The organism is Methylorubrum sp. B1-46 (assembly GCF_021117295.1).
Lineage (GTDB): Bacteria > Pseudomonadota > Alphaproteobacteria > Rhizobiales > Beijerinckiaceae > Methylobacterium.
This window is the reverse complement of record NZ_CP088247.1, coordinates 974290-993289: the sequence shown is the minus strand read 5'-3', so window position 1 is coordinate 993289 and position 19000 is coordinate 974290. Positions and strand designations below refer to the sequence as shown.

The following is a 19000-nucleotide window of genomic DNA, read 5'->3' as shown; positions in this document are numbered from 1 at the left end:
CACTAGATCGGTTGCAGGAAGCCTCTCCCTCCCAGGGCCGCCCGCGTTCTTGCCGCGGGGCGGCGCATCGTTGTTCCGAGCTGTTCCCATGACCATCCTCGCACCCTCGATCCTCGCCGCCGACTTCTCCAGGCTCGGCGAGGAGACGCGGGCGATCGCGCAAGCCGGCGCCGACTGGATCCATCTCGATGTGATGGACGGGCATTTCGTGCCCAACATCAGCTTCGGCCCGGCGGTGGTGAAGGCGCTGCGGCCCTGGACCGACAAGGTCTTCGATGTCCACCTGATGATCGCCCCGGCCGACCCCTACCTCGCCGCCTTCGCCGAGGCGGGCGCCGACGCGATCACGGTCCATGTCGAGGCGGGCCCGCACATCCACCGCTCGCTCCAGACGATCCGGGGCTTGGGCAAGCGCGCGGGCGTGGCGCTTAATCCCGGCACACCGGCCTCCGCCATCGAGCCGGTGCTCGACATGGTCGATCTCGTGCTGGTGATGACGGTCAATCCCGGCTTCGGCGGCCAGAGCTTCATCCACTCGGCGCTCGAGACCATTGCCCGCGTCAAGGCAATGACGGCGGGCCGTTCGATCGACATCTCGGTCGATGGCGGCATCACCCCGGAGACGGCGGGACCGGCCGCGCAGGCGGGCGCCAACATCCTCGTCGCCGGCTCCGCCGCGTTCAAGGGCGGGCCGGACAAGTATGAGACCAATGTCGCGGCGATCCGCGCCGCGGCCGATGCCGCCGCCGGGCGGGACGGCGTGCGATGCTGAGGGCGCTGATCTTCGACGTCGACGGAACGCTCGCCGAGACCGAAGACCTCCACCGCCAGGGCTTCAACCGCGCCTTCCAGGCGCTCGGCCTGCCCTGGCACTGGTCGCCGGAACTCTACGCCGAACTTCTCAAGGTGATGGGCGGCAAGGAGCGGCTCGTCCACTACATCGAGCGCTTCCACGCCGAGGAGGCGGAGGCGCTGAAAGTGCGGATGCCGGAGATCCACGATCTCAAGACGCGCTTCTACGGCGAACTGGCCGAGAGCGGCGGCCTTTCGTTGCGGCCCGGCGTGCGGCGCCTGGTCGAGGAGGCGCGGGCGCAGGGCGTGCGGCTGGCGGTGGCCACCACCACCAGCCGGCCGAACATCGACCTGCTGCTCAGGCTCAACTTTCCGGGCGACGCGCAGCCCTTCGACGTGATTGCCGCCGGCGACGAGGCGGCGCAGAAGAAGCCCGCCCCCGACATCTTTGCCCTCGCGGTCCACCGCCTCGGCATCGACCCGTCCGAGGCGATCGCGTTCGAGGATTCGGCGGCCGGCATCCGCTCGGCACTCGCCGCCGGCCTGCCGGTGCTCGCCACGCGCAGCCGCTACACCCAGAGCCACCGCCTCGACGGCGCCTTCTCCGCGGTCTCCAACCTCGGCGAGCCGGACGCGCCGCACCAGCACCTTCAGGGCCATGTCTGGCCCGATGGTGTCGTGACGCTGGAAGCGCTGCGCGACTGGCATGCGGGGCATCTGCGCGGGGCGGCATAGGCGCCGGTATCGCGCGCTCGTCACCGCGGTTCCGCTTCCCAACCCGCCCCGGCGCAGTCTATCAGGGCGGCCGTCTTCCGCTCCGGGTCGCGGGTCCCGGAACGGCGCCGCACCGGTCGCCTCGCGCGCCGCGTGGGAGGCCGCGACTGACCGCTTCGACGTCACACCGCCGGACCGTGGAGCCTGATGCGCGAGCCGAACGCGATCGATTTCTGGCGCGGCTTTGCGCTGGTGACGATTTTCATCAACCACATCCCCGGCAACTTCTTCGAGCGCTACACCTTCTCGCAGTACGGCATCTCGGATGCCGCCGAGTTGTTCGTGTTCCTGGCCGGCTGGTCGATCGGGCTCGCCACCCGCGGGCGTGACGGCCTGCCGGAGCCGCGCCTCACCACCGTGCTGCGGCTCCTGTCGCGCACGGTCGAGGTGTACCGCGCGCAGATCACCATCATGACGCTGGCGCTCGCGATGATCGCCGGCTGCGCGCTCTATCTCGACAACCCGCTGATCCTCGAATGGCACAATGCCGGCGGCTTCTTCGCCGACCCGATTCAGACCATGGTCGGCGTCGTTCTGCTCACCCACCAGCTCGGCTTCTTCAACATCCTGCCGCTCTACGTAGTGCTGATCGCCATTGCCCCGGCCGTGGTGCTGATCGGCCGCGTCAGCCGGGTCCTGCTCCTGGCGTTCTCGCTCTCGCTCTACGGCGCGAGTCTCGTTTTCGAGTGGAATTTTCCATCCTGGCCGGGCGAGGGCGACTGGTTCTTCGACCCGCTCTGCTGGCAATTGCTGCTGGTGCTGGGCTTCCTCGCCAACGAGGCGACCCACGGCTCGGAGCGGCTGCGGCGCCTCTGGCCGCGGTTGATGCCGCTTGGCGTCGTCATCGTCGTCGTCGGCGTCGTGCTCGCGGTGCTCGAATTGCGGCCCGATCCGATGCTGGCGCCCGACCCGCGCCTCGTCTTCACCTTCGACAAGACCTACCTCTCGCCCGCCCGGCTGATCCATTTCTGCGGCATGGTGCTGGCTTTCCAGGGCGTCTACGCTCTCATCGCCCCGCATGTCGGGCGGCTTGCCCGGTTTCTGTCGGGTTTGGGGCGCAACTCGCTGGCCGTGTTCTCGATGGGATCGCTGTTGAGCCTGGGCGGACAGTTCGTGCGCTTCCAGACCGGTGGCGGTATCTTCGTTGACATTTCGGTCGTAGGCTTCGGCCTGATCGCACTGGGTTTCACCGCATGGTTCGTCGAATGGCGTTCCCGCAGACCGCGGCCGACGCGCAAGGCTCCCGACACCGCCTCGCCCGCCGGCTCGCCGTCCTCCTCGGCCTGAGTCTCGCCTCGCCCGCCTTCGGCGAGACCTCGGGCGCCGCACCGATGCCGGCCGGGCCGGCAACCACGACGGTCGAGGCGCTCGACCTCAGCCTGTCGCCCGAATGCCGGGTGCCGGGCTCGAAGCTCTACACCCTGGCGCGGCTCAAGGCGGTCAAGGCGGCGCTCAAGGAAAAGCGTGTGATCCACGTTCTCTCGATCGGCTCCTCCTCGGCGGGGCTCGGCGCCTCCGCGAGCTACCCGGTTAAGCTCGAGAACGCCCTGGAGCAGGCGCTGCCCGACGTCCAGATCGAGGTCGAGGCCCGCGGCCTGCCCGGCGAGGTGGCGAGCGGGGCGGGCGAGCGGCTCCGGTCCATGGTGGCCGAGATGGAGCCGGACCTCGTGGTCTGGCAGGTCGGCACCAACGATGCGCTGGCCCGCGTCGACATCGAGGCCTTCGGCGAGGCGCTCGACGAATCGGTTCAGTGGGTGAAGTCGCACGGCATCGACATCGTGCTGATCGACCCCGTCTTCACCGAGAGCCTGGCCGACGACGCCTATTACACGCAGATGGTGCGCACGGTGCAGGATGTGGCTCGCCGCGAAGCGGTGCCGCTGGTCCACCGCTACGCGGCGATGCGCTTCCTCTCGACCCAGCGAACCACCGAGGCGCATATGCTGGGCCGTCATTTCCGGCTCAACGATCTGGGCTTGCGCTGCATGGCCGAGCACGCCACGCGGGCGATCACCCTGTCGCTGCTCCAGCCGGAGGCGGCCAAGGATGCGGGCAAGGCGGACTCTGGCAAAACGGATTCGGGCAAGTCGGATGCGGCGAAGACGGACCACGCCACATCCGATATCCCGAAGACCGATCCGGCCCAGACCGGGACGCCCGGTGCCGGCCCGGCCCCGAAGAAGCCGTAAGCCGGCGCGGGCGTTTTATCGAGCGCTCTTAACCCGCCCGAAATCTCGCGCTTCCTAGGCTGATCTCCGAGCGTGCCGGCCATACCCGTGGCCCGGCGCCTGTGTCGGATGGCGCCCCATGGCAGCGGACAAGGTGATCGCGGGAGGCTTCCCGCCCTCCTCGTTCGAGGCGCTTCTCGTCCGGCTTCGGGCCGCGCGCGCCACGCCCGCCGTCTCCGCGCTCGGCGTGTTCGCGGTCCGCATCGGCGCGGCCGGGTTCGCCTACGGGGCGCAGGTCCTGATGGCCCGGATGATGGGCGGCGCGGAATACGGGATCTTCGCCACCGTCTGGGTCTGGATCGCCATCCTCGGCCACACCGCGACCTTCGGCCTGTCCCAGGGCGCCTGCCGCTTCCTGCCCGCCGATCAGGCGACAGACCGGCTCGACAGCGTGCGCGGCTTCCTGCTCGGCGGGGCGCTGGCGAGCCTCGGCGGCGGGCTTGCCCTCGCGCTCGGCGGCCTCGCCATGGCGCTCCTTCAAGGCGATCTGCTCGCCGGACCCTACGGCACGCCGATCCTCGTCGCGGCTTTGGTCGTGCCGCTCTTCGCCATCCAGGACTATCTCGAGGGCGTGGCCCGCAGCCAGGGCTGGCCGCTGCTGGCCATCGCGCCGCCCTACCTGCTGCGCCAAGCCCTCATCATGGTCGCGATGATCGGCGCCGTGCTCGCGGGCGCCCCGGCCGAGGCCTGGGTCGCCATCGCCTGCACGCTGGCCGCGACCGGTCTCGCCGCCGCCGTTCAGGCCGGGCTGCTGCTGGCGCGCCTGCGCCGGCATCTGCCGGCCGGCCCGCGCCTCTACCGCTGGCGGCTATGGCTCACCGCCTGCCTGCCGATCGCGGCGGGCGACCTCGCCGCCAGCGCCTTCGGCTTCGTCGATGTTGTGATCCTCGGTTTCCTCGCAGCCCCGGAGGCGGTCGGCCTGTACTTCGCCGCGACCCGGATCCAGCAATTCGTCGCCTTCGTGCATTACGCGGCCTCGGCCACCACCGCGCAGCGCCTCGCCGCCGCCCGCGCGCGGGGCGACGAGGCCGGGCTCGCCGGTCTCGTGCGGATGCAGGCGCGCTGGACGTTCCTCGCCACGGCCGGCGTCGGCCTTGCCATCCTCGCGGTGTCGCCGCTGCTGCTCGGCCTGTTCGGCGAGGGGTTTCGCGCCAGCCTGCCGGTGCTGGCGATCCTCGTGGCCGGCAGCGTCGCGGCGAGCCTGTTCGGACCCGCCGAGGACGTGCTGACCATGCTCGGCGGCGAGCGGCTCTGCGCCGGGATCACCCTGGCGATGCTGATCCTCGCCGTCGGACTTTGCCTCGCTCTGGTCCCCTGGCTCGGCGTCACCGGGGCGGCGATCGCGGTGGCGCTGGCCCAAACGCTGCGCGGGTTCATCCTAGCGCTCGGCGCGCGCTCCCTTCACGGGCTCGCGACGCCGGTCGTCGGGTTTCCCCAACGGAGTGCCGCCCGGTGACGCGCGCCTTGTCCCTTTCCGGATCGTCCGCCTCTCTCTCCAGATCGCTTGACTTGGCCGTCGAGCCTGTCGCCGCGCTCGCGGCGGAGGCGACGGCCTGGGACGCTCTGGCCGTCCGGGCCGTCGCGCCGCACCCGTTCTACGCGCGGGCGGTCGTCGCGGCGCACCGTGCCCATGGCCTGTGCGCGCCTCGCCTCTCCGCGGTGGTCGTCCGCGAGCGGGGACACATTGCGGCGCTGCTGCCCTTCGTCCTGCGGCCCGACATGACCGGCCTCGGCGCGGCGGTCGCGCAGCCCTTCCACTCGCCCTACGTGACATCGACCACACCCCTCGTCGCCGATGGTCCCGGCCTGGAGGGTCGGCTCGACGCCCTCGTCGAGGGCCTCGCGCTGGCCTCAGGCGGGCGTCCCTGGCGCTGGCCGCTGCTCGCCGTCGAGACCCGCCTCGGAGCCGGGCTCCTCGCCGCCATGGGGCGGGCCGGCTGGCAGATCGGTAGCGTCGCGCAGTTCGAGCGCCCGGTTCTCGACCGGCGAGGCGATTACGATGCCTTCCTCGCCGGCCACCCGCACAAGGGCCGCCTCAAGGACCTGCGCCGCCGCCGACGCCGGTTGGAGGAGGCGGGAGCGCTGATCGTCGAGAGTGCGACAGAGGGGGCGGCGCTGGAGCGGGCGCTGGAGGATTTCCTCGCCCTCGAGGCCGGCGGCTGGAAGGGCGAGGCCGGCACGGCCCTGCGCAGCCGCCCGCGGACGGAAGCCTTCGCCCGCGCCCTGTTCCGGCCGCAGGAGGGGCCGGTGACGGTTCGGGCCGACGGGCTGCGCCTGGACGGCCGCACGGTCGCGGCGAGCCTCGCCCTGGTCTGCGGCGGGACCGCCTACCTGCTCAAGACCGCCTACGATGAAGGCCTGCGCGCCCAGGCTCCCGGCCTCGTGCTGGAGGACGCCATCGTGCGCGCGCTGCACGCGGAGGGCTTTGCCGGGCGGCTCGACTCGGCGACGATGCCGGGCTCGGCGCTGGAGAGTCTCTACCCCGAGCGCGAGACCATCGCCGAGATCATCGCTCTGCCACCGGGCGCCGGCCGGATCTCCCTGGAGCGACGGTTGCGCCTCGCCCGATTCGAGCATCGCGCCAAGGCCGAGGCCAAGCGGCTGCTGCGGCGGGGCTGACGACGCCTCATCCGAGGGGCTTTCCAGGCCTTGCCAAGCCCTCAGCAGGCCTCAGCGGGCCGAGTTGTCGCTGTTGTTGCGCTGAACGCAGCGATAGCCGGCGAAGCAGTTCGGATCGTCGAGGGTCGGTTCGAAGGCGGGCCGGGCGGTCACCTCGTTCCGGCAATCGCCGCTCTCGTAATGCACCGCCTCGTAGGCGTGCGGGCTCGTGGCGAGCACGACGCGGCCCTGCCGCGCCACCAGCGCCTGAACCGCGGCGCAGGTGAGCGCCGGGGTGTAGGGCCGCTCCTGGGCCGAGGCAGCGGTGACGGCCAGACCGAAGACGGCGGTGCCGAGACACAGAGCGCGAGGGATGAGAGAGAATGAGCGCGGCATCGTCGTGGGGCCTTATCTGGGCCAAAGGGCAGAGCCCGAGTTCTGCCCCGTGAAACGCTTCGGCGCCAAGCCGGTTCGCGGCTTCGCTCGTCAATAAATCCCGCGCGTTTCTCGCAGGAGGGAACCGGGGTCACCCTGCGGCTCTTCAAGCGCAAAGACTTCGGAGACGACCGTTGAGCCCGACCGACGCGACCCGCCCCGACGACCCCGTCGAGACCCCGAGCGCCCGGACCTACGAGCAGCGCCCGGTCGCCGCCCCGGCGCCGGGGCACCGCTCCCGGGCACCGACCGAGCCGGGCGACATGGCGGCTGAGCGTGATGAGGAGACATCTTCGCCCCGCGAGGAAGCCGGCTCCGCGGGTGGCCAGGACTCTCGCGGCGGCTGAGCGTCCGGAGAACGAGAGCGGGAGTGAGCCCGTGCCGATCCCGATCTGCGTCACATGCGGGACCAGCTTCCCCGACGCCCCGACCCCGCCCGAGCGCTGTCCCATCTGTGACGAGGAGCGGCAATACGTGCCCGCTGCCGGTCAGCGCTGGACGACCCCCGAGGCGCTTGCGGCCGATCACGCCAATGCGTGGCGGCAGATCGAGCCCGGCCTGTTCGAGATCGAGACCCAACCCCATTTCGGCATCGGCCAGCGCGCCTTCCTGATCCGGACGCCGCAGGGCAATGTCCTGTGGGATTGCCTCGCGCTCCTCGACCCGGCCACGGTCGCGCTGGTGCAGGCGCTCGGCGGCCTTGCCGGCATCGCCATCTCGCATCCCCACTACTACACCACCATGCCCGACTGGGCGGCGGCCTTCGACGCGCCGGTCTACCTCCACGCCCGCGACCGCGAATGGGTGATGCGGCCGGACGACCGCGTGGTGTTCTGGTCCGAGGACGAGCGTGCCCTCGCCCCCGGCCTGACCCTGCTGCGCCTCGGCGGCCATTTCCCTGGCGGCACCGTGCTGCATTGGCAGGATGGGGCGGAGGGGCGCGGCGCGGTGCTCGCGGGCGACATCGTCCAGCCCGGCGCGGACCGGAAGAGCGTCTCCTTCCTGTGGAGCTACCCGAACTGGCTACCGCTCTCGGGAGGCACCGTGGCCCGCATCGCGGCACGGCTCGAAGAGAAGGCGTTCGGCCGCCTCTACGGTGCCTTCGGCCTGCATATCACGGAGGATGCGGGCGCCGTGGTCAGCCGCTCGGCGGCGCGCTACCGGGCTTTGCTGGAGCAGGATCAGCCCTGACATCGTCCCGCGCGCCGCCCTTTCTCTCGCGACCCTTGGCAGGTCTCGGGAATAGGGTCGCGCCGGCCAGGGCGCCCAGAAGCGCGGTGAGGCCGAGACGCAAGGGTTTGCGCCGCGGGCCGAGTCTGCTCGTCTTGGTCGTCGGCATCGCGATCGTCCCACCAGCAATTGTGAAAAGGGGTTTCGTCGCCGCCCGCCTGATCTATCATCTCGGCTGTGCTGCCGGCGAGCGTCGGCGCCGGGGGAAAGATGGGAGACCACATGCCGATCCTGATCGCGATCGTGCTGCTGAAGCTGGTGACGCTCGCCGGTTCCATCGCCCTCACCGCAGGCTTCCTTGGCCTCTTCGCCTTCAAGGACACGCTCGGGCCCCATCTCACCGCCCTATGGCTCGGCGGTCTCCTTGCGGTTGCGGTGGGGGAGGGCGGGGCGTGGTGGATCGGGCGGCGGGCTGCGAAGACGATCGAGACCGGACCGTAACCGCCTCGCGTTGCCTCGGGGGGCGGCGGCGGCCTATAAGCGGAGCCCCCGACACATCCCGCGCGACGTCGAGGATCCTTTTATCGCGAAAGGAGCCCTCCGCCCGCACGAACGAGAAGACCATCCCGCCATGGCCGGGCATTCCCAGTTCAAGAACATCATGCACCGCAAGGGCCGCGTTGACGCGGTCCGCTCGAAGGTGTTCAGTAAGCTCGCCCGTGAAATCACGGTGGCGGCCAAGCTCGGCACGCCCGACCCCTCGATGAACCCGCGCCTGCGCGCCGCCATCCTCGCGGCCCGGGCCGAGAACATGCCCAAGGACAACATCGAGCGCGCCATCAAGAAGGCGGCCGGCAACGAGGGCGAGAACTACGAGGAGATCCGCTACGAGGGCTACGGCCCCGGCGGCGCCGCCCTGATCGTCGAGGCGCAGACCGACAACCGCAACCGCACGGCGAGCGACGTGCGCTCGGCCTTCACCAAGTCCGGCGGAAGCCTCGCCGAGACCGGTGCCGTCGCCTTCATGTTCGACCGTGTCGGCGTCATCGCCTTTGCCCCCGACGTCGCCGATGCCGACACGATGCTGGAGGCCGCCATCGAGGCTGGTGCCGACGACGTGCGCTCGGATGCCGAGGGCCACGAGGTCATCTGCGCCCAGGATGCCTATGGCGACGTGTCGAAGGCGCTGGAAGGTCGTTTCGGCGAGCCGCGCCGCACCGGTCTGATCTGGAAGGCGCAGAACACCATCGACGTCGATGACGAGACCGGCGAGAAACTGATCCGTCTCGTCGAGGTGATCGAGGACCAGGACGACGTGCAGAACGTCTACGTCAACTTCGCGCTGTCCGACGCGCTGGTGGAGAAGATGGGCGCATAAGGGCGCCTCACAAAACTCCCGGTCACCGACCGTTCTCGTTCTGGCGAAGACAGCGCTGCGGGAGTTTCGTGAGGATTACTTAACGGGGTCCACGCCGTCTTCGCTCGGGTTGTTCCTCTCCGCTGACGGGGAGGAGATTTCCCGCAAAGGAACCAAGCTGCCGATTTGTCGCGCGGATCGATCGGGTCTGCGCGCTATATGCCCGGCAATGCCGGTGCCGAGCCGGCGAACGATCCATCGCCAGGCTCCCTCTCCCGATCGATGCAGGACCGCCCGCTCATCCTCGGCATCCACGGCCTCGCCAACAAGCCGCCGAAAGAGGAGAAGCAGGCTTGGTGGGCCGCCGCGATCCGCGAGGGGCTGCGGCGCAATCTCGGCGAGGATCGGCCGGATCTGGCCTTCGATTTCGTCTACTGGGCCGACCTGCGCTACGACGCCCCGCTCTCCGAGGATCACAACCGGGAGCCCTACTATCCCGCACGCGGGAGGGGACCTTTCCCGAGTGCGGACGGCGCCTGCGCCCCGACCCTGACCGACCGGCTCTACCGCATCGTCGAATGGGCGCAGGAGAAGACCGGGCGCCTCGTGCTCGACGACTTCATCATCGAGCACCGGCTCGACGACCTCTGGGGCTATTACGAGGACAGTATTTTTCGCGCGGCCGCCCGCGACCGACTGCGCGAGGCGCTGGAGCGCCATGCCGGCCGGCCGCTGCTGATCGCGGCCCATTCCATGGGCTCGCTGATCGCCTACGACGTGCTGCGGCAACTCGAACGCGACGGGCGCTGCCCGCGGATCGACCATCTCGTCACCCTGGGCGCCCCGCTCGGGCTCGCCGAGATCAAGCATCGGCTGGCTGAGGAGCACGGACCCCTGCGCGTGCCCTACGCCGTCGCCCGCTGGAGCAATCTCGGCGATCGCGAGGACGTGGCGACCGTCGGCACGACGCTGGCCGAGGCCTATGCCCCCAACATGCTGGGCGTCGCCGTCACCGATTGCCCGGTGATCAACGCCTACCGGCGCCCGCGCGGCAGCGTGAATCCCCACAAGTCCTATGGCTACCTGCGCACGCCGGAGTTTTCGCAGGCTGTTGCGGCGTTCCTCGATGCAGAGGGAGCCGCGGCCGCCGTCGAGCTGTCGGGCATCTGAGGAATGCAATCCTCGTCGTCATCGCGAGCGAATGCGAAGCGATCCAGAGGCGCGGCCTGTACGGAGAAGTCGGCGTTCCGGATTGCTTCGGCCCCGCCTCGCATGGACAGGACGGCTCACGCCAGCCGCCGCCGTCGCTCCACCAACTGCATGATGATCGGCGTCAGGATGAGCTGCATCGCCAAGTCGAGCTTGCCGCCGGGGATGACGATGGAATTGGCCCGGCTCATGAAGCTGTCGTGGATCATCGAGACGAGGTAGGAAAAATCGATCCCCTTCGGGTCCTTGAAGCGGATCACCACCATCGACTCGTCCGCAGTCGGGATCCAGCGGGCGATGAAGGGGTTCGAGGTGTCCACCGTCGGCACCCGCTGGAAGTTGATGTCCGTCCACGAGAATTGTGGGCAGATCGTCTGCACGTAGTCCGGCATCCGCCGCAGGATCACGTCGGTGACGGCCTCCGTGGAGTAGCCGCGGGTCGAGCGGTCCCGGTGCAGCTTCTGGATCCATTCGAGGTTGATCACCGGCACCACCCCGATCTTGAGATCGGGATAGCGGGCGAGATCGACGTTGTTGTCGACCACGCAGCCGTGCAGGCCCTCGTAGAACAACAGGTCCGATCCCGGCTGGAACGGCTCCCACCGCGTGAAGGTACCGATCGGTACGCCGCCGTAACGCGCTGCGTCCGCTTCGTCGTGGACGTAGTGCCGGGTGCGGCCGGTGCCGGATTCGCTGTAGCTGCGAAACACCTCCTCCAGCTCCGGCAGGAGGTTGGCCCGCGGCGCGAAGTGGCTCAGCGTCGGTTCGTGCGCCATCATCGCGCGCATGGTGTCGCGGTCGTAGGCGTGGAAGCCGTCGCCCTCGATGTAGACGGCGCTGACATCCTCCCGACGGAAGATCTGCTCGAAGGTGTTGCGGACGGAGGTGGTCCCGGCCCCTGAGGAGCCGGTGACCGAGATGATGGGATGACGCGCCGACATGGGCTTTTCAGATGAATCGGGCCGAGTGCTGGGTTCCAGAAGGCGATGATCCCGAATCACCGCCTTCTGCCCGCGCGCAGGAGGGACTAACCTTCGCGGCGGCGGTCGTCCGCCGGACGCTTCGTCCCCGACCACAGGTTGGGGACGAAGCGTCCTTTTATCAACTCCGCATCAGGCCGCGCTGGCCGAACAGGGGTGAGCGGCCGGCGCTGGGCTGGCGCCCGTCATAGTACTTGGCCACGCACTCGACCTCCTCGGTGGAGCCGAAGACCAGCGGCGAGCGCTCGTGGATCTTGGAGGCGACGCGCTCCATGATGCGGTGCTGGCCGTCGGTGGCCGCGCCGCCCGCCTGCTCGATCAGGAAGGCGATGGGGGCGGTCTCGTAGAGCAGGCGTAGGCGCCCCTGCGCGTAGCCCTTCCGGTTGTCGCCCGGATACAGGAACACGCCGCCACGGATCAGGACGCGCTGCGCATCCGCCACCAGGGCGGCGGTCCAGCGCATGTTGAAGTCGCGGTCGCGCGGGCCCTCCGAGCCGCGCAGGCAATCCTCGATGAAGGACTTCACCGGGCCGTCCCAGTGCCGCACGTTCGAGGCGTTGATCGCGTACTCGTTGGCGGTTGCCACGATCTTCATCGCGTCGTGGGTGAGGCGGAAGACCTTGTCCGTCCGGTCGAGGGTGAAGATGCGGGTGCCGTTGCCGAGCGTGACGACGAAGGTCGTGGCCGGGCCGTAGACGACGAAGCCCGCGGCCGTCTGCGTCGTGCCCGGCGTCAGGAACGAGGCGTTCGGGTCGTCACCCCGCGTCACGGGGCGGATGCCGAAGATGGTGCCGACCACCATGCCGACGCCGATATTCGAAGAGCCGTCGAGCGGGTCGATCGCCACCGCCAGCGGCGCGTCGGGCTTCAGTTCGACCACGTCCTCGGCTTCCTCCGAGGCGACCTGCGCCACGGGCGCTTCCTCCAGCGCCTGCATGAAGCGCTTGTGGGCGATCACGTCGAGCGCCTTCTGCACGTCGCCGTCGCTGTTGTGCTCGCCCTGGGCAGCGAGATCACCCGCCAGTGACCCGCGGCCCACGGTCTCGCTCACGTCGATCGCCGCGGCGGCCAGCGCCCGGATCGTGGCGGCGGTGTCGGCCAGCGAGGCGTCGCGCGCGACCTCGGCGTCGAGATGGTCGTCGAGGGATGACCCGTACGGCTTCGTCATCGTTTTAAGGCTCGCTCCCGTCGCGGCCGCGGGACACCTGAGGTCCTGCGCGGCGTTCTTGCCGGCCATGCGTGCGCGAAGGCGTGCAGGCCCGTCTGGCCCTATGATACTCTGCGGCGAGGCGGCAGCGCCAGACGGCAGGGGAGTGCTGTCGAAGGTTTTCTAAAAAAACTTGTGGTGCCCCGCAAAAAAACTAAAAACGAGGCATGCGCAATCTCTCGCTCAAGCAGCTTCAGGCGGTCGCAGCGGTCGCGCGGCTCGGGACCATGACGCGGGCCGCGCAGGAGCTGAACGTCACGTCCGCCGCGCTCTACGCCCGCATCCGCCAGCTCGAGGAGGAGGCCGGCCTCCTCCTGTTCGACCGGACGCCGACCGGCCTCAAACCGACCGATGCCGGCCGCGAGATGCTGTGGGCGATCAACAGCATCAACACCGTGCTGGAGACCTGCACCGACCGGCTGCGCACGCTCAAGGGCGGCGGCGGTGGCCGGGTCGGCCTCGGCGTGGTCTCGACGGCGAAGTACTTCGCGCCGCAGGTGATCGCGGGGTTCATGGAGAGCCACCCGAAGGTCGAGATCTCGCTCACCGTCGGCAATCGCCAGGATACGATCGAGGCGCTGCGCAACTACGACATCGACTTCGCCATCATGGGCCGCCCGCCGCGGGACTTCGCCATCGAGGCGGAGACCTTCGGACCCCATCCCCTGGTTTTGATCGCCGCCCCCAACCACCCGATGGCCGGGCGGCGGGGGCTGACCCGCGCGGATCTGGCGGAGGAGTCCTTCCTCGTGCGCGAGGAGGGCTCGGGCACCCGCTCGGTATTCGAGGAGTTCATGAGCGGCGTGATGATCCGCCGGGCCAAGCTCGGGATCGATTCGGGCTCGAACGAGACGCTGAAACAGGCGGTGATGGCGGGGCTCGGCATCGCGCTCCTGTCCGGCCACTCGGTGGCGGCGGAGATCGAGAGCGGACGCCTCGTCCTGCTCGATGTGCAGGGCTTGCCGATCCGTCGGGACTGGTACGTCGTTCGCCGCGCCGACAAGGTGCTCGGCCCGGCCTCCGACGCGTTCTGGGACTATCTCGCGCATGAGGGGCGCCGCTTCCTGCCGACCATCCCCGGCGGCTTCTTCGCGGAAGGGGCGGCTGCACCGGCGTCCAAGGCGGTGCCGAGTCCAGCCGAGGCGGGCGAATGAGCGGAGCTGTGGAGTCGATCGTCATCGTAGGCGCGGGACAGGCCGGCTTCCAGGCCGCCGCCTCGCTGCGGGAGGCGGGATTTGCCGGGCGCCTGACCCTGGTCGGTGAGGAGACCGCGCTCCCCTACCAGCGCCCGCCTCTGTCCAAGGCCTATCTCGCCGGCAAGACCGATGCCCGCGGTCTGCTCCTGCGGCAGGAGAGCTTTTTCGCCGAGCACCGCATCGACCACCGGTCCGGCACGCGGGTGACGGCGATCGACCGGGCGGAGCGCCGTGTGCAGCTCTCGGACGGCGAGCATCTCGCCTACGATCATCTCATCCTCGCCACCGGCACCCGCAACCGGGCCCTGCCGGTGCCGGGGGGCGATCTCGCGGGCGTGCGTCAGCTCCGCTCCCTCGACGATGCCGATGCCCTTCGTACCGCGATCGAGGGCGTGCGCCGGATCGTGGTGGTGGGGGCCGGCTTCATCGGCCTGGAATTCGCGGCGGTCTGCGCCGACCGAGGCCTCTCCGTCACGGTGATCGAGGCGGCCGAGCGGGTGATGGCGCGGGCGGTCTCGCCGGAGACCTCGGAGACGTTCCGCGCCTTCCACGAGGAGGTCGGCGTCCGCTTCCTGTTCGGGGCGGGCGTCACCGCCATCGAAGGCGCAGGGGGGCGCGCCACGGCGATCCGCACGGCCGATGGGCAGAACCTGCCTGCCGACCTCGTGCTCGTCGGCATCGGGGTGGTACCGAACCACGAACTCGCCGCGGAAGCCGGCCTCGCCGTCCGCGACGGCATTGAGGTCGATGCCGTCCTCGCCACCAGCGATCCGGCGATCTCGGCCATCGGCGATTGCGTCCGCTTCCCCAGCCGCTTCGCGGCGGGAATGCCCGGCGGCGACCGTGTGCGGATCGAATCGGTGCAGAATGCGGTCGATCAGGGCCGTTGCCTCGCCGCGCGCCTCACCGGCCGGCCCGCCGCCTACGACGCGGTGCCGTGGTTCTGGAGCGACCAGGGACCGCGCAAACTCCAGATCGCCGGGCTCGCCGCACCGGGTGACGCGAGCGTCCTGCGCCGAGTCGGTGCCGGCTTCTCGGTGTTCCGCTTCCGCGGCGACGCGCTCAGCGCCGTCGAGTCGATCGATCGCCCTGCCGATCACATGGCCGCCCGGCGCCTGCTCGCCTCTGGCAAGGTGCTGACGCCGGAACAGGCCACCGACCCGAGCTTCGACCTCAAGGCTCTGGCGACAGGGTAAGGGCGGACCTTGAGCATCGTGCTGGATATCGGATCCAGCACGATGCTCTCACCTCTTGCTTTTGCATCGTCTTTTTCCCGAAAGCCGGCGGCCACCTTTCGGGACGATGCTCTACCGGTCGTTCTCGGTGGTGAGCTGATCGACCCGCGTGCCCTCGTCGCCGCCCCGCTGCTGCTCGGAGAGCCGCACGCCCGGCGTCGCGCCGTTGGTGAAGACGACGCCGCCCTGCATCAGGGCGCTGCGCAGGGCCTCGACCTGGCCGGAGGCGGGATCGCCGGTGCCGGCCTCGAACCCCTTCACGAAACCCTCGTCCAGTCCCGAACGGCGAGCCAGTTCCGTCTCCGACCAGCCGAGCAGGCCGCGGGCGCCCCGGCACTGGGCCGCATTCATCGTGTTGGGGGAGGCACCGCTCGACACGCCTTCATCCGATCCGGTCAAACCGCTCTCCTCACTCTTCAGCGCGCAATTTGTGCCACGCATCCTGGCCACCCCGCGCCATCGGGCACGGGCATCGGGCACGGGAACGCCCCATCAACCATCCGAAGGCCCGGTTCGTTTCGGCAAAGCTTGTGAGAAACGGCATTTCGTCCGGTCTGGCCGGCTCGCTCACCGGAACGTCCTGACGCACAAGGTTTGCGGCGCCTGGAACAGGACAGGATCGCCGCCGAACCGGATCCCGGAGGGGTCTTCACCATAATTGTGCTTGAATCTGTGTCGATTCCCCCTAGCGCCCAGAACCAGATGCCAAGACCGGGTGCGCGACCCGAACCGTTCGGAGCCTGCGCGCCGCAATGGGCGAAGAGTCGAGAGCCGTGTCCGTGCGATGTGCGGCCAGCCGGGCTCCGGGGTGAGGCAGCCGAGCAGAAAGGGGGCTGAACGATGAACAGGATGCTGACCGCCGCGCTGGCCTGTGCGGTTGCCGCGTTCGCGGCCGCGCCGGCGATGGCGCAGATGGGCATGGGCGGCAATCCGTCCGGCTTCGGTGCCGGCAAGCAGCCGGAGAAGAAGCCGCAATACGTCCCTGGCGCCAAGCCGCAGGAGAAGATGTTTCCCCTCGGCGCGATGTGGACCGCGGTCAGCATGAACGGCAAGCCGTTCACCGGCATCGACCGTCCGAGCTTCATCATCGATGCGCAGTACCGCGCCCGCGGCTACGGCGGCTGCAACACCTTCACCGCCACCGCCTTCCCGCTGCGTGAGCAGCACCTCGCCGTCGGTCCCTTGGCGCTGACCAAGAAGACTTGCGACAAGGCCCTGGCGGCCTCCGAGCAAGCCTTCCTCATCGCCCTGCGCACGGCGGGCAAGTGGGACCTCGACGGTTCGCAGCTCGTGATCCGCAGCCAGAACGGCGAGCTGCGCTTCGACCGGGCGCTGTGAGAGACACTTCGGACCGGGTTCTCGGCCATCGCGCCGGCCTCGAATGCGCCGGCGCGACGCCATGTCGACAGCCTGGGTAAGACCCCGTTGACGATGATTCGCGGACGGCGGTCCGGATTCATTCTCCGTCAGGCCCACGGACCGTTTCTTGGCAGCCCCGGTCGCGCTCCCGCGCGGCCGTTCAGGCGGAGAGACGGAATGCGGATCGGCCGGGTTCACCAGCGCGTCGTCCCGAGAGTTCGGCCGTCAGGCTCCGCCGCGACGCGCTACGACTTTCTCCGCGCCCAGCACGAGGGGGCTGCAGGCTTGGCCGCCCTCGCGACTAGCGCGGGCATCGCCGTCCTGATCCTCGCAGTGCCCCTGTTCGCGATCTGAGACGCGGTGGCGATGGTACAGCGTCGTTGAGGCGATGCTATGAGGATGACAATACTGTCGTCCGGGCGCGAAAAAAGAAAATAAAATTCTCTGCCCAAGCTCAGCTATCCGCTCTCCGTGTAAAGACCGGTATCCGACGGCTGTGAAGCTCGACGGAGCCTGTGAAATCGGCTACGCGTCGCCGCAGCGGCCTCCGCTTCGGCGGGAGCGCTAAGTTTCTGGTTTCGCATCGGCTTTGCCGAGTGCCGGTCATCTTCCCTCGGACCGATGCGAAGCCCTTCTTGTGGTGGCGCGCTTGCGCCGGCCCGGTGATCGCGTCGGCCCGGAAGCGCTCAGGGAGCGGACAGACGATGACAGACACCTCGACCCCGGACGTTCGGAAGCCTGGTCACGGCCGCGTCTACGGCTCGATCACCGAGACCATCGGCAACACGCCGCTCGTGCGCCTCAACCGGCTCACCAAGGAGCGCGGCGTCGATGCCGAGATCCTGCTCAAGCTCGAATTCTTCAACCCGATCTCGTCCGTGAAGGATCGCATCGGCGTCAACATGATCGACGCGCTCGAAGCCTCCGGCCGGCTCAAGCCCGGCGGGACGCTGGTCGAGCCGACCTCGGGCAACACCGGCATCGCGCTGGCCTTCGTCGCCGCCGCCCGCGGCTACCGCCTGATCCTTGTCATGCCGGAGACGATGTCGCTGGAGCGGCGCAAGATGCTCGCGTTCCTCGGCGCGCAGCTCGAACTGACCCCCGGCCCGCAGGGCATGAAGGGCGCAATCGCCCGCGCCGAGGAATTGCTGCGCGAGATCGACGGCGCGGTGATGCCGCAGCAATTCTCCAACCCGGCCAACCCCGAGATCCACCGCAAGACGACCGCCGAGGAGATCTGGAACGATACGCAAGGCCAGCTCGACGCCTTCGTGGCGGGTGTCGGCACCGGCGGCACGGTGACCGGCGTCGGCGAGGTGCTCAAGCCGCGTCTGCCCGGCCTCAAGGTGTTCGCGGTGGAGCCGGTGGACAGCCCCGTGATCTCCGGCGGCCAGCCCGGACCGCACAAGATCCAGGGCATCGGCGCCGGCTTCATCCCCGACAACCTGCACACCGACATCCTCGACGGCGTGCTCAAGGTGTCGAACCAGCAGGCGATCGACACGGCGCGGGATCTGGCCAAGTTCGAGGGAATTCCCGGCGGCATCTCGACCGGCGGCAACGTCGCCGCGGCGCTGGAGCTGGCGGGCCGCCCCGAATTCCAGGGCAAGCGCATCGTCACCGTCGCCTGCTCGTTCGCCGAGCGCTACATCTCGTCGGTGCTGTTCGAGGGCATCGGCTGAAGCATCGTCCCGAAAGGTGGGCGCCGGCTTTTCCGAAAAAGACGATGCTCCTTGATAGGGAAAACGCGGTGCGGGTCTGCGACGGACCCGCACCGCAACTCCTCCGGTCCCGGATGGTTGTCCCGGTCAGATCTGGAGGATGATGATGACGGAGACGTCTCCCAACCGGCCGCCGCCCATGGCGGCCGACGCGGACCGCAGCGGCCCGGAATTCGGCACGGATCGCCCGGGCGCCGCACGCGACGCAGCGGGGCCGACTGAAGCCGGGACGCGCTTGGATGATTTGCGCCGGATGTCCGATCCGTCCTCCCGGACCCAGCCCGACGCGACGGCGCAGGAGGCGATCGAGCGCGCCACCGCCGCCGTCGGCCAGGAGGAGCCGCCGCGCCACGGCGCCTCTGATGGAGGCCGCGATGGGAAATGAGAACCGGCCCGACGAGGACCTGAGCAACACCGGTACCCGCAAGCCCGACGAGGCCGTCGGCTCGCCCGGCCCTCATCCGGCTGGGGGCGGCCATCAGACGCCCGAGCAGGCGGCGATCACCGGCCAGGGCTCCGGCGGGCGATCCGATGCGGAGCGGCGAGGCGAGTGGGGCGCGGGCAGCCAGGGAAGCGATGCGGAGGGACGGACCCCGCCCGCGCTCGGCGGCTCCTCCGGCGGCCATTCCGACCGCAAGGCCTCGGCCGGTCCGCGCGAGGGGGAGCCGGTCGCGGGCGAACCCGATCGGGCCAAGCGATCCTGAGCGGCCCCGATACGATTCCGGATTCTTGAGGGAGC

At 69.6% G+C, this 19000-nt stretch carries 21 protein-coding genes; 17 read left to right on the top strand and 4 right to left on the bottom strand.

What is annotated here, in order from left to right; all coding sequences use genetic code 11:
- Positions 1-88 precede the first annotated feature (88 nt).
- The 6 genes from rpe (at position 89) to LPC10_RS04830 (ending at position 6413) form a co-directional block, all read left to right on the top strand.
- Positions 89-772, top strand: coding sequence for a ribulose-phosphate 3-epimerase (gene rpe / locus LPC10_RS04855; protein ID WP_108938945.1), 684 nt, complete (start codon positions 89-91; stop codon positions 770-772).
- Positions 766-1527, top strand: coding sequence for an HAD-IA family hydrolase (locus tag LPC10_RS04850; RefSeq protein ID WP_231345706.1), 762 nt, complete (start codon positions 766-768; stop codon positions 1525-1527). The genes rpe and LPC10_RS04850 overlap by 7 nt, the downstream gene beginning before the upstream one ends.
- A 186-nt stretch (positions 1528-1713) precedes the next feature.
- Positions 1714-2853 carry an OpgC family protein gene (locus LPC10_RS04845; RefSeq protein ID WP_231345705.1) on the top strand — a complete coding sequence of 380 codons (1140 nt, stop codon included), beginning with the start codon at positions 1714-1716 and terminating at the stop codon, positions 2851-2853.
- Positions 2772-3755: a GDSL-type esterase/lipase family protein gene (locus tag LPC10_RS04840; protein WP_231345704.1), complete on the top strand. Its 984-nt coding sequence runs from the start codon at positions 2772-2774 to the stop codon at positions 3753-3755. The genes LPC10_RS04845 and LPC10_RS04840 overlap by 82 nt, the downstream gene beginning before the upstream one ends.
- A 118-nt stretch (positions 3756-3873) precedes the next feature.
- Entirely contained in the window at positions 3874-5250 is a 1377-nt protein-coding gene (locus LPC10_RS04835; RefSeq protein WP_231345703.1) for a lipopolysaccharide biosynthesis protein, read from the top strand.
- Between the two features lie 53 nt (positions 5251-5303).
- Positions 5304-6413 (top strand): GNAT family N-acetyltransferase, encoded by a 1110-nt coding sequence (locus LPC10_RS04830; protein WP_231345702.1) that lies wholly within the window; start codon positions 5304-5306, stop codon positions 6411-6413.
- A gap of 51 nt (positions 6414-6464) precedes the next feature.
- Here the strand turns inward: LPC10_RS04830 and LPC10_RS04825 are convergent, their stop codons facing one another.
- Positions 6465-6788: a hypothetical protein gene (locus LPC10_RS04825; RefSeq protein WP_231345701.1), complete on the bottom strand. Its 324-nt coding sequence runs from the start codon at positions 6786-6788 to the stop codon at positions 6465-6467.
- 173 nt (positions 6789-6961) lie between these two features.
- On the opposite strand from LPC10_RS04825, the gene LPC10_RS04820 reads away from it, so the two are divergent.
- The 5 genes from LPC10_RS04820 to LPC10_RS04800 all read left to right on the top strand — a co-directional run bounded on the left by LPC10_RS04820 (position 6962) and on the right by LPC10_RS04800 (position 10524).
- Positions 6962-7174, top strand: coding sequence for a hypothetical protein (locus tag LPC10_RS04820; RefSeq protein ID WP_231345700.1), 213 nt, complete (start codon positions 6962-6964; stop codon positions 7172-7174).
- Between the two features lie 31 nt (positions 7175-7205).
- Entirely contained in the window at positions 7206-8018 is an 813-nt protein-coding gene (locus LPC10_RS04815; RefSeq protein WP_231345699.1) for an MBL fold metallo-hydrolase, read from the top strand.
- A gap of 261 nt (positions 8019-8279) precedes the next feature.
- The gene (locus LPC10_RS04810; protein ID WP_231345698.1) at positions 8280-8498 is read left to right on the top strand and encodes a hypothetical protein; all 219 of its coding nucleotides are present in this window, start codon (positions 8280-8282) and stop codon (positions 8496-8498) included.
- Between the two features lie 130 nt (positions 8499-8628).
- Positions 8629-9375: a YebC/PmpR family DNA-binding transcriptional regulator gene (locus LPC10_RS04805; protein WP_231345697.1), complete on the top strand. Its 747-nt coding sequence runs from the start codon at positions 8629-8631 to the stop codon at positions 9373-9375.
- Positions 9376-9636: 261 nt separating this feature from the next.
- Positions 9637-10524, top strand: a complete 888-nt coding sequence (locus LPC10_RS04800; RefSeq protein WP_231345696.1) for a hypothetical protein — start codon at positions 9637-9639, stop codon at positions 10522-10524.
- 116 nt (positions 10525-10640) lie between these two features.
- Here the strand turns inward: LPC10_RS04800 and LPC10_RS04795 are convergent, their stop codons facing one another.
- Both LPC10_RS04795 and LPC10_RS04790 read right to left on the bottom strand, forming a co-directional pair.
- Positions 10641-11504: a phosphoribulokinase gene (locus tag LPC10_RS04795; RefSeq protein WP_231345695.1), complete on the bottom strand. Its 864-nt coding sequence runs from the start codon at positions 11502-11504 to the stop codon at positions 10641-10643.
- A 160-nt stretch (positions 11505-11664) separates the two neighbouring features.
- Entirely contained in the window at positions 11665-12711 is a 1047-nt protein-coding gene (locus tag LPC10_RS04790) for a class 1 fructose-bisphosphatase (protein WP_231345694.1), read from the bottom strand.
- A gap of 206 nt (positions 12712-12917) precedes the next feature.
- Between LPC10_RS04790 and LPC10_RS04785 the strand changes: the two genes are divergently transcribed.
- Together LPC10_RS04785 and LPC10_RS04780 are read left to right on the top strand one after the other, a co-directional pair.
- Positions 12918-13904 (top strand): LysR family transcriptional regulator, encoded by a 987-nt coding sequence (locus tag LPC10_RS04785; RefSeq protein WP_231345693.1) that lies wholly within the window; start codon positions 12918-12920, stop codon positions 13902-13904.
- Positions 13901-15142 carry an NAD(P)/FAD-dependent oxidoreductase gene (locus LPC10_RS04780; RefSeq protein WP_231345692.1) on the top strand — a complete coding sequence of 414 codons (1242 nt, stop codon included), beginning with the start codon at positions 13901-13903 and terminating at the stop codon, positions 15140-15142. Before LPC10_RS04785 ends, LPC10_RS04780 begins: the two co-directional genes overlap by 4 nt.
- Positions 15143-15253: 111 nt before the next feature.
- Here the strand turns inward: LPC10_RS04780 and LPC10_RS04775 are convergent, their stop codons facing one another.
- The gene (locus LPC10_RS04775; protein WP_108942796.1) at positions 15254-15532 is read right to left on the bottom strand and encodes an XRE family transcriptional regulator; all 279 of its coding nucleotides are present in this window, start codon (positions 15530-15532) and stop codon (positions 15254-15256) included.
- A 489-nt stretch (positions 15533-16021) separates the two neighbouring features.
- Here LPC10_RS04775 and LPC10_RS04770 point away from each other — a divergent pair, with 489 nt between their 5' ends.
- The 4 genes from LPC10_RS04770 (at position 16022) to LPC10_RS04755 (ending at position 18965) form a co-directional block, all read left to right on the top strand.
- The gene (locus LPC10_RS04770; RefSeq protein ID WP_231345690.1) at positions 16022-16519 is read left to right on the top strand and encodes an META domain-containing protein; all 498 of its coding nucleotides are present in this window, start codon (positions 16022-16024) and stop codon (positions 16517-16519) included.
- 725 nt (positions 16520-17244) lie between these two features.
- Positions 17245-18222, top strand: coding sequence for a cysteine synthase A (gene cysK, locus LPC10_RS04765; protein ID WP_231345689.1), 978 nt, complete (start codon positions 17245-17247; stop codon positions 18220-18222).
- Between the two features lie 139 nt (positions 18223-18361).
- Positions 18362-18646, top strand: coding sequence for a hypothetical protein (locus LPC10_RS04760; protein WP_231345688.1), 285 nt, complete (start codon positions 18362-18364; stop codon positions 18644-18646).
- Positions 18636-18965, top strand: a complete 330-nt coding sequence (locus tag LPC10_RS04755; RefSeq protein ID WP_231345687.1) for a hypothetical protein — start codon at positions 18636-18638, stop codon at positions 18963-18965. Before LPC10_RS04760 ends, LPC10_RS04755 begins: the two co-directional genes overlap by 11 nt.
- Positions 18966-19000: the final 35 nt, after the last annotated feature.

Coding starts and splice junctions, on each gene's coding strand:
- LPC10_RS04850 (WP_231345706.1), top strand. CDS start 766: ATGCTGAGGGCGCTGATCTTCGACGTCGACGGAACGCTCGCCGAGACC.
- LPC10_RS04790 (WP_231345694.1), bottom strand. CDS start 12,711: ATGACGAAGCCGTACGGGTCATCCCTCGACGACCATCTCGACGCCGAG.
- LPC10_RS04755 (WP_231345687.1), top strand. CDS start 18,636: ATGGGAAATGAGAACCGGCCCGACGAGGACCTGAGCAACACCGGTACC.
- LPC10_RS04840 (WP_231345704.1), top strand. CDS start 2,772: ATGGCGTTCCCGCAGACCGCGGCCGACGCGCAAGGCTCCCGACACCGC.
- rpe (WP_108938945.1), top strand. CDS start 89: ATGACCATCCTCGCACCCTCGATCCTCGCCGCCGACTTCTCCAGGCTC.
- LPC10_RS04795 (WP_231345695.1), bottom strand. CDS start 11,504: ATGTCGGCGCGTCATCCCATCATCTCGGTCACCGGCTCCTCAGGGGCC.
- cysK (WP_231345689.1), top strand. CDS start 17,245: ATGACAGACACCTCGACCCCGGACGTTCGGAAGCCTGGTCACGGCCGC.
- LPC10_RS04810 (WP_231345698.1), top strand. CDS start 8,280: ATGCCGATCCTGATCGCGATCGTGCTGCTGAAGCTGGTGACGCTCGCC.
- LPC10_RS04785 (WP_231345693.1), top strand. CDS start 12,918: ATGCGCAATCTCTCGCTCAAGCAGCTTCAGGCGGTCGCAGCGGTCGCG.
- LPC10_RS04770 (WP_231345690.1), top strand. CDS start 16,022: ATGAACAGGATGCTGACCGCCGCGCTGGCCTGTGCGGTTGCCGCGTTC.
- LPC10_RS04800 (WP_231345696.1), top strand. CDS start 9,637: ATGCAGGACCGCCCGCTCATCCTCGGCATCCACGGCCTCGCCAACAAG.
- LPC10_RS04835 (WP_231345703.1), top strand. CDS start 3,874: ATGGCAGCGGACAAGGTGATCGCGGGAGGCTTCCCGCCCTCCTCGTTC.
- LPC10_RS04805 (WP_231345697.1), top strand. CDS start 8,629: ATGGCCGGGCATTCCCAGTTCAAGAACATCATGCACCGCAAGGGCCGC.
- LPC10_RS04825 (WP_231345701.1), bottom strand. CDS start 6,788: ATGCCGCGCTCATTCTCTCTCATCCCTCGCGCTCTGTGTCTCGGCACC.
- LPC10_RS04760 (WP_231345688.1), top strand. CDS start 18,362: ATGATGATGACGGAGACGTCTCCCAACCGGCCGCCGCCCATGGCGGCC.
- LPC10_RS04845 (WP_231345705.1), top strand. CDS start 1,714: ATGCGCGAGCCGAACGCGATCGATTTCTGGCGCGGCTTTGCGCTGGTG.
- LPC10_RS04775 (WP_108942796.1), bottom strand. CDS start 15,532: ATGAATGCGGCCCAGTGCCGGGGCGCCCGCGGCCTGCTCGGCTGGTCG.
- LPC10_RS04780 (WP_231345692.1), top strand. CDS start 13,901: ATGAGCGGAGCTGTGGAGTCGATCGTCATCGTAGGCGCGGGACAGGCC.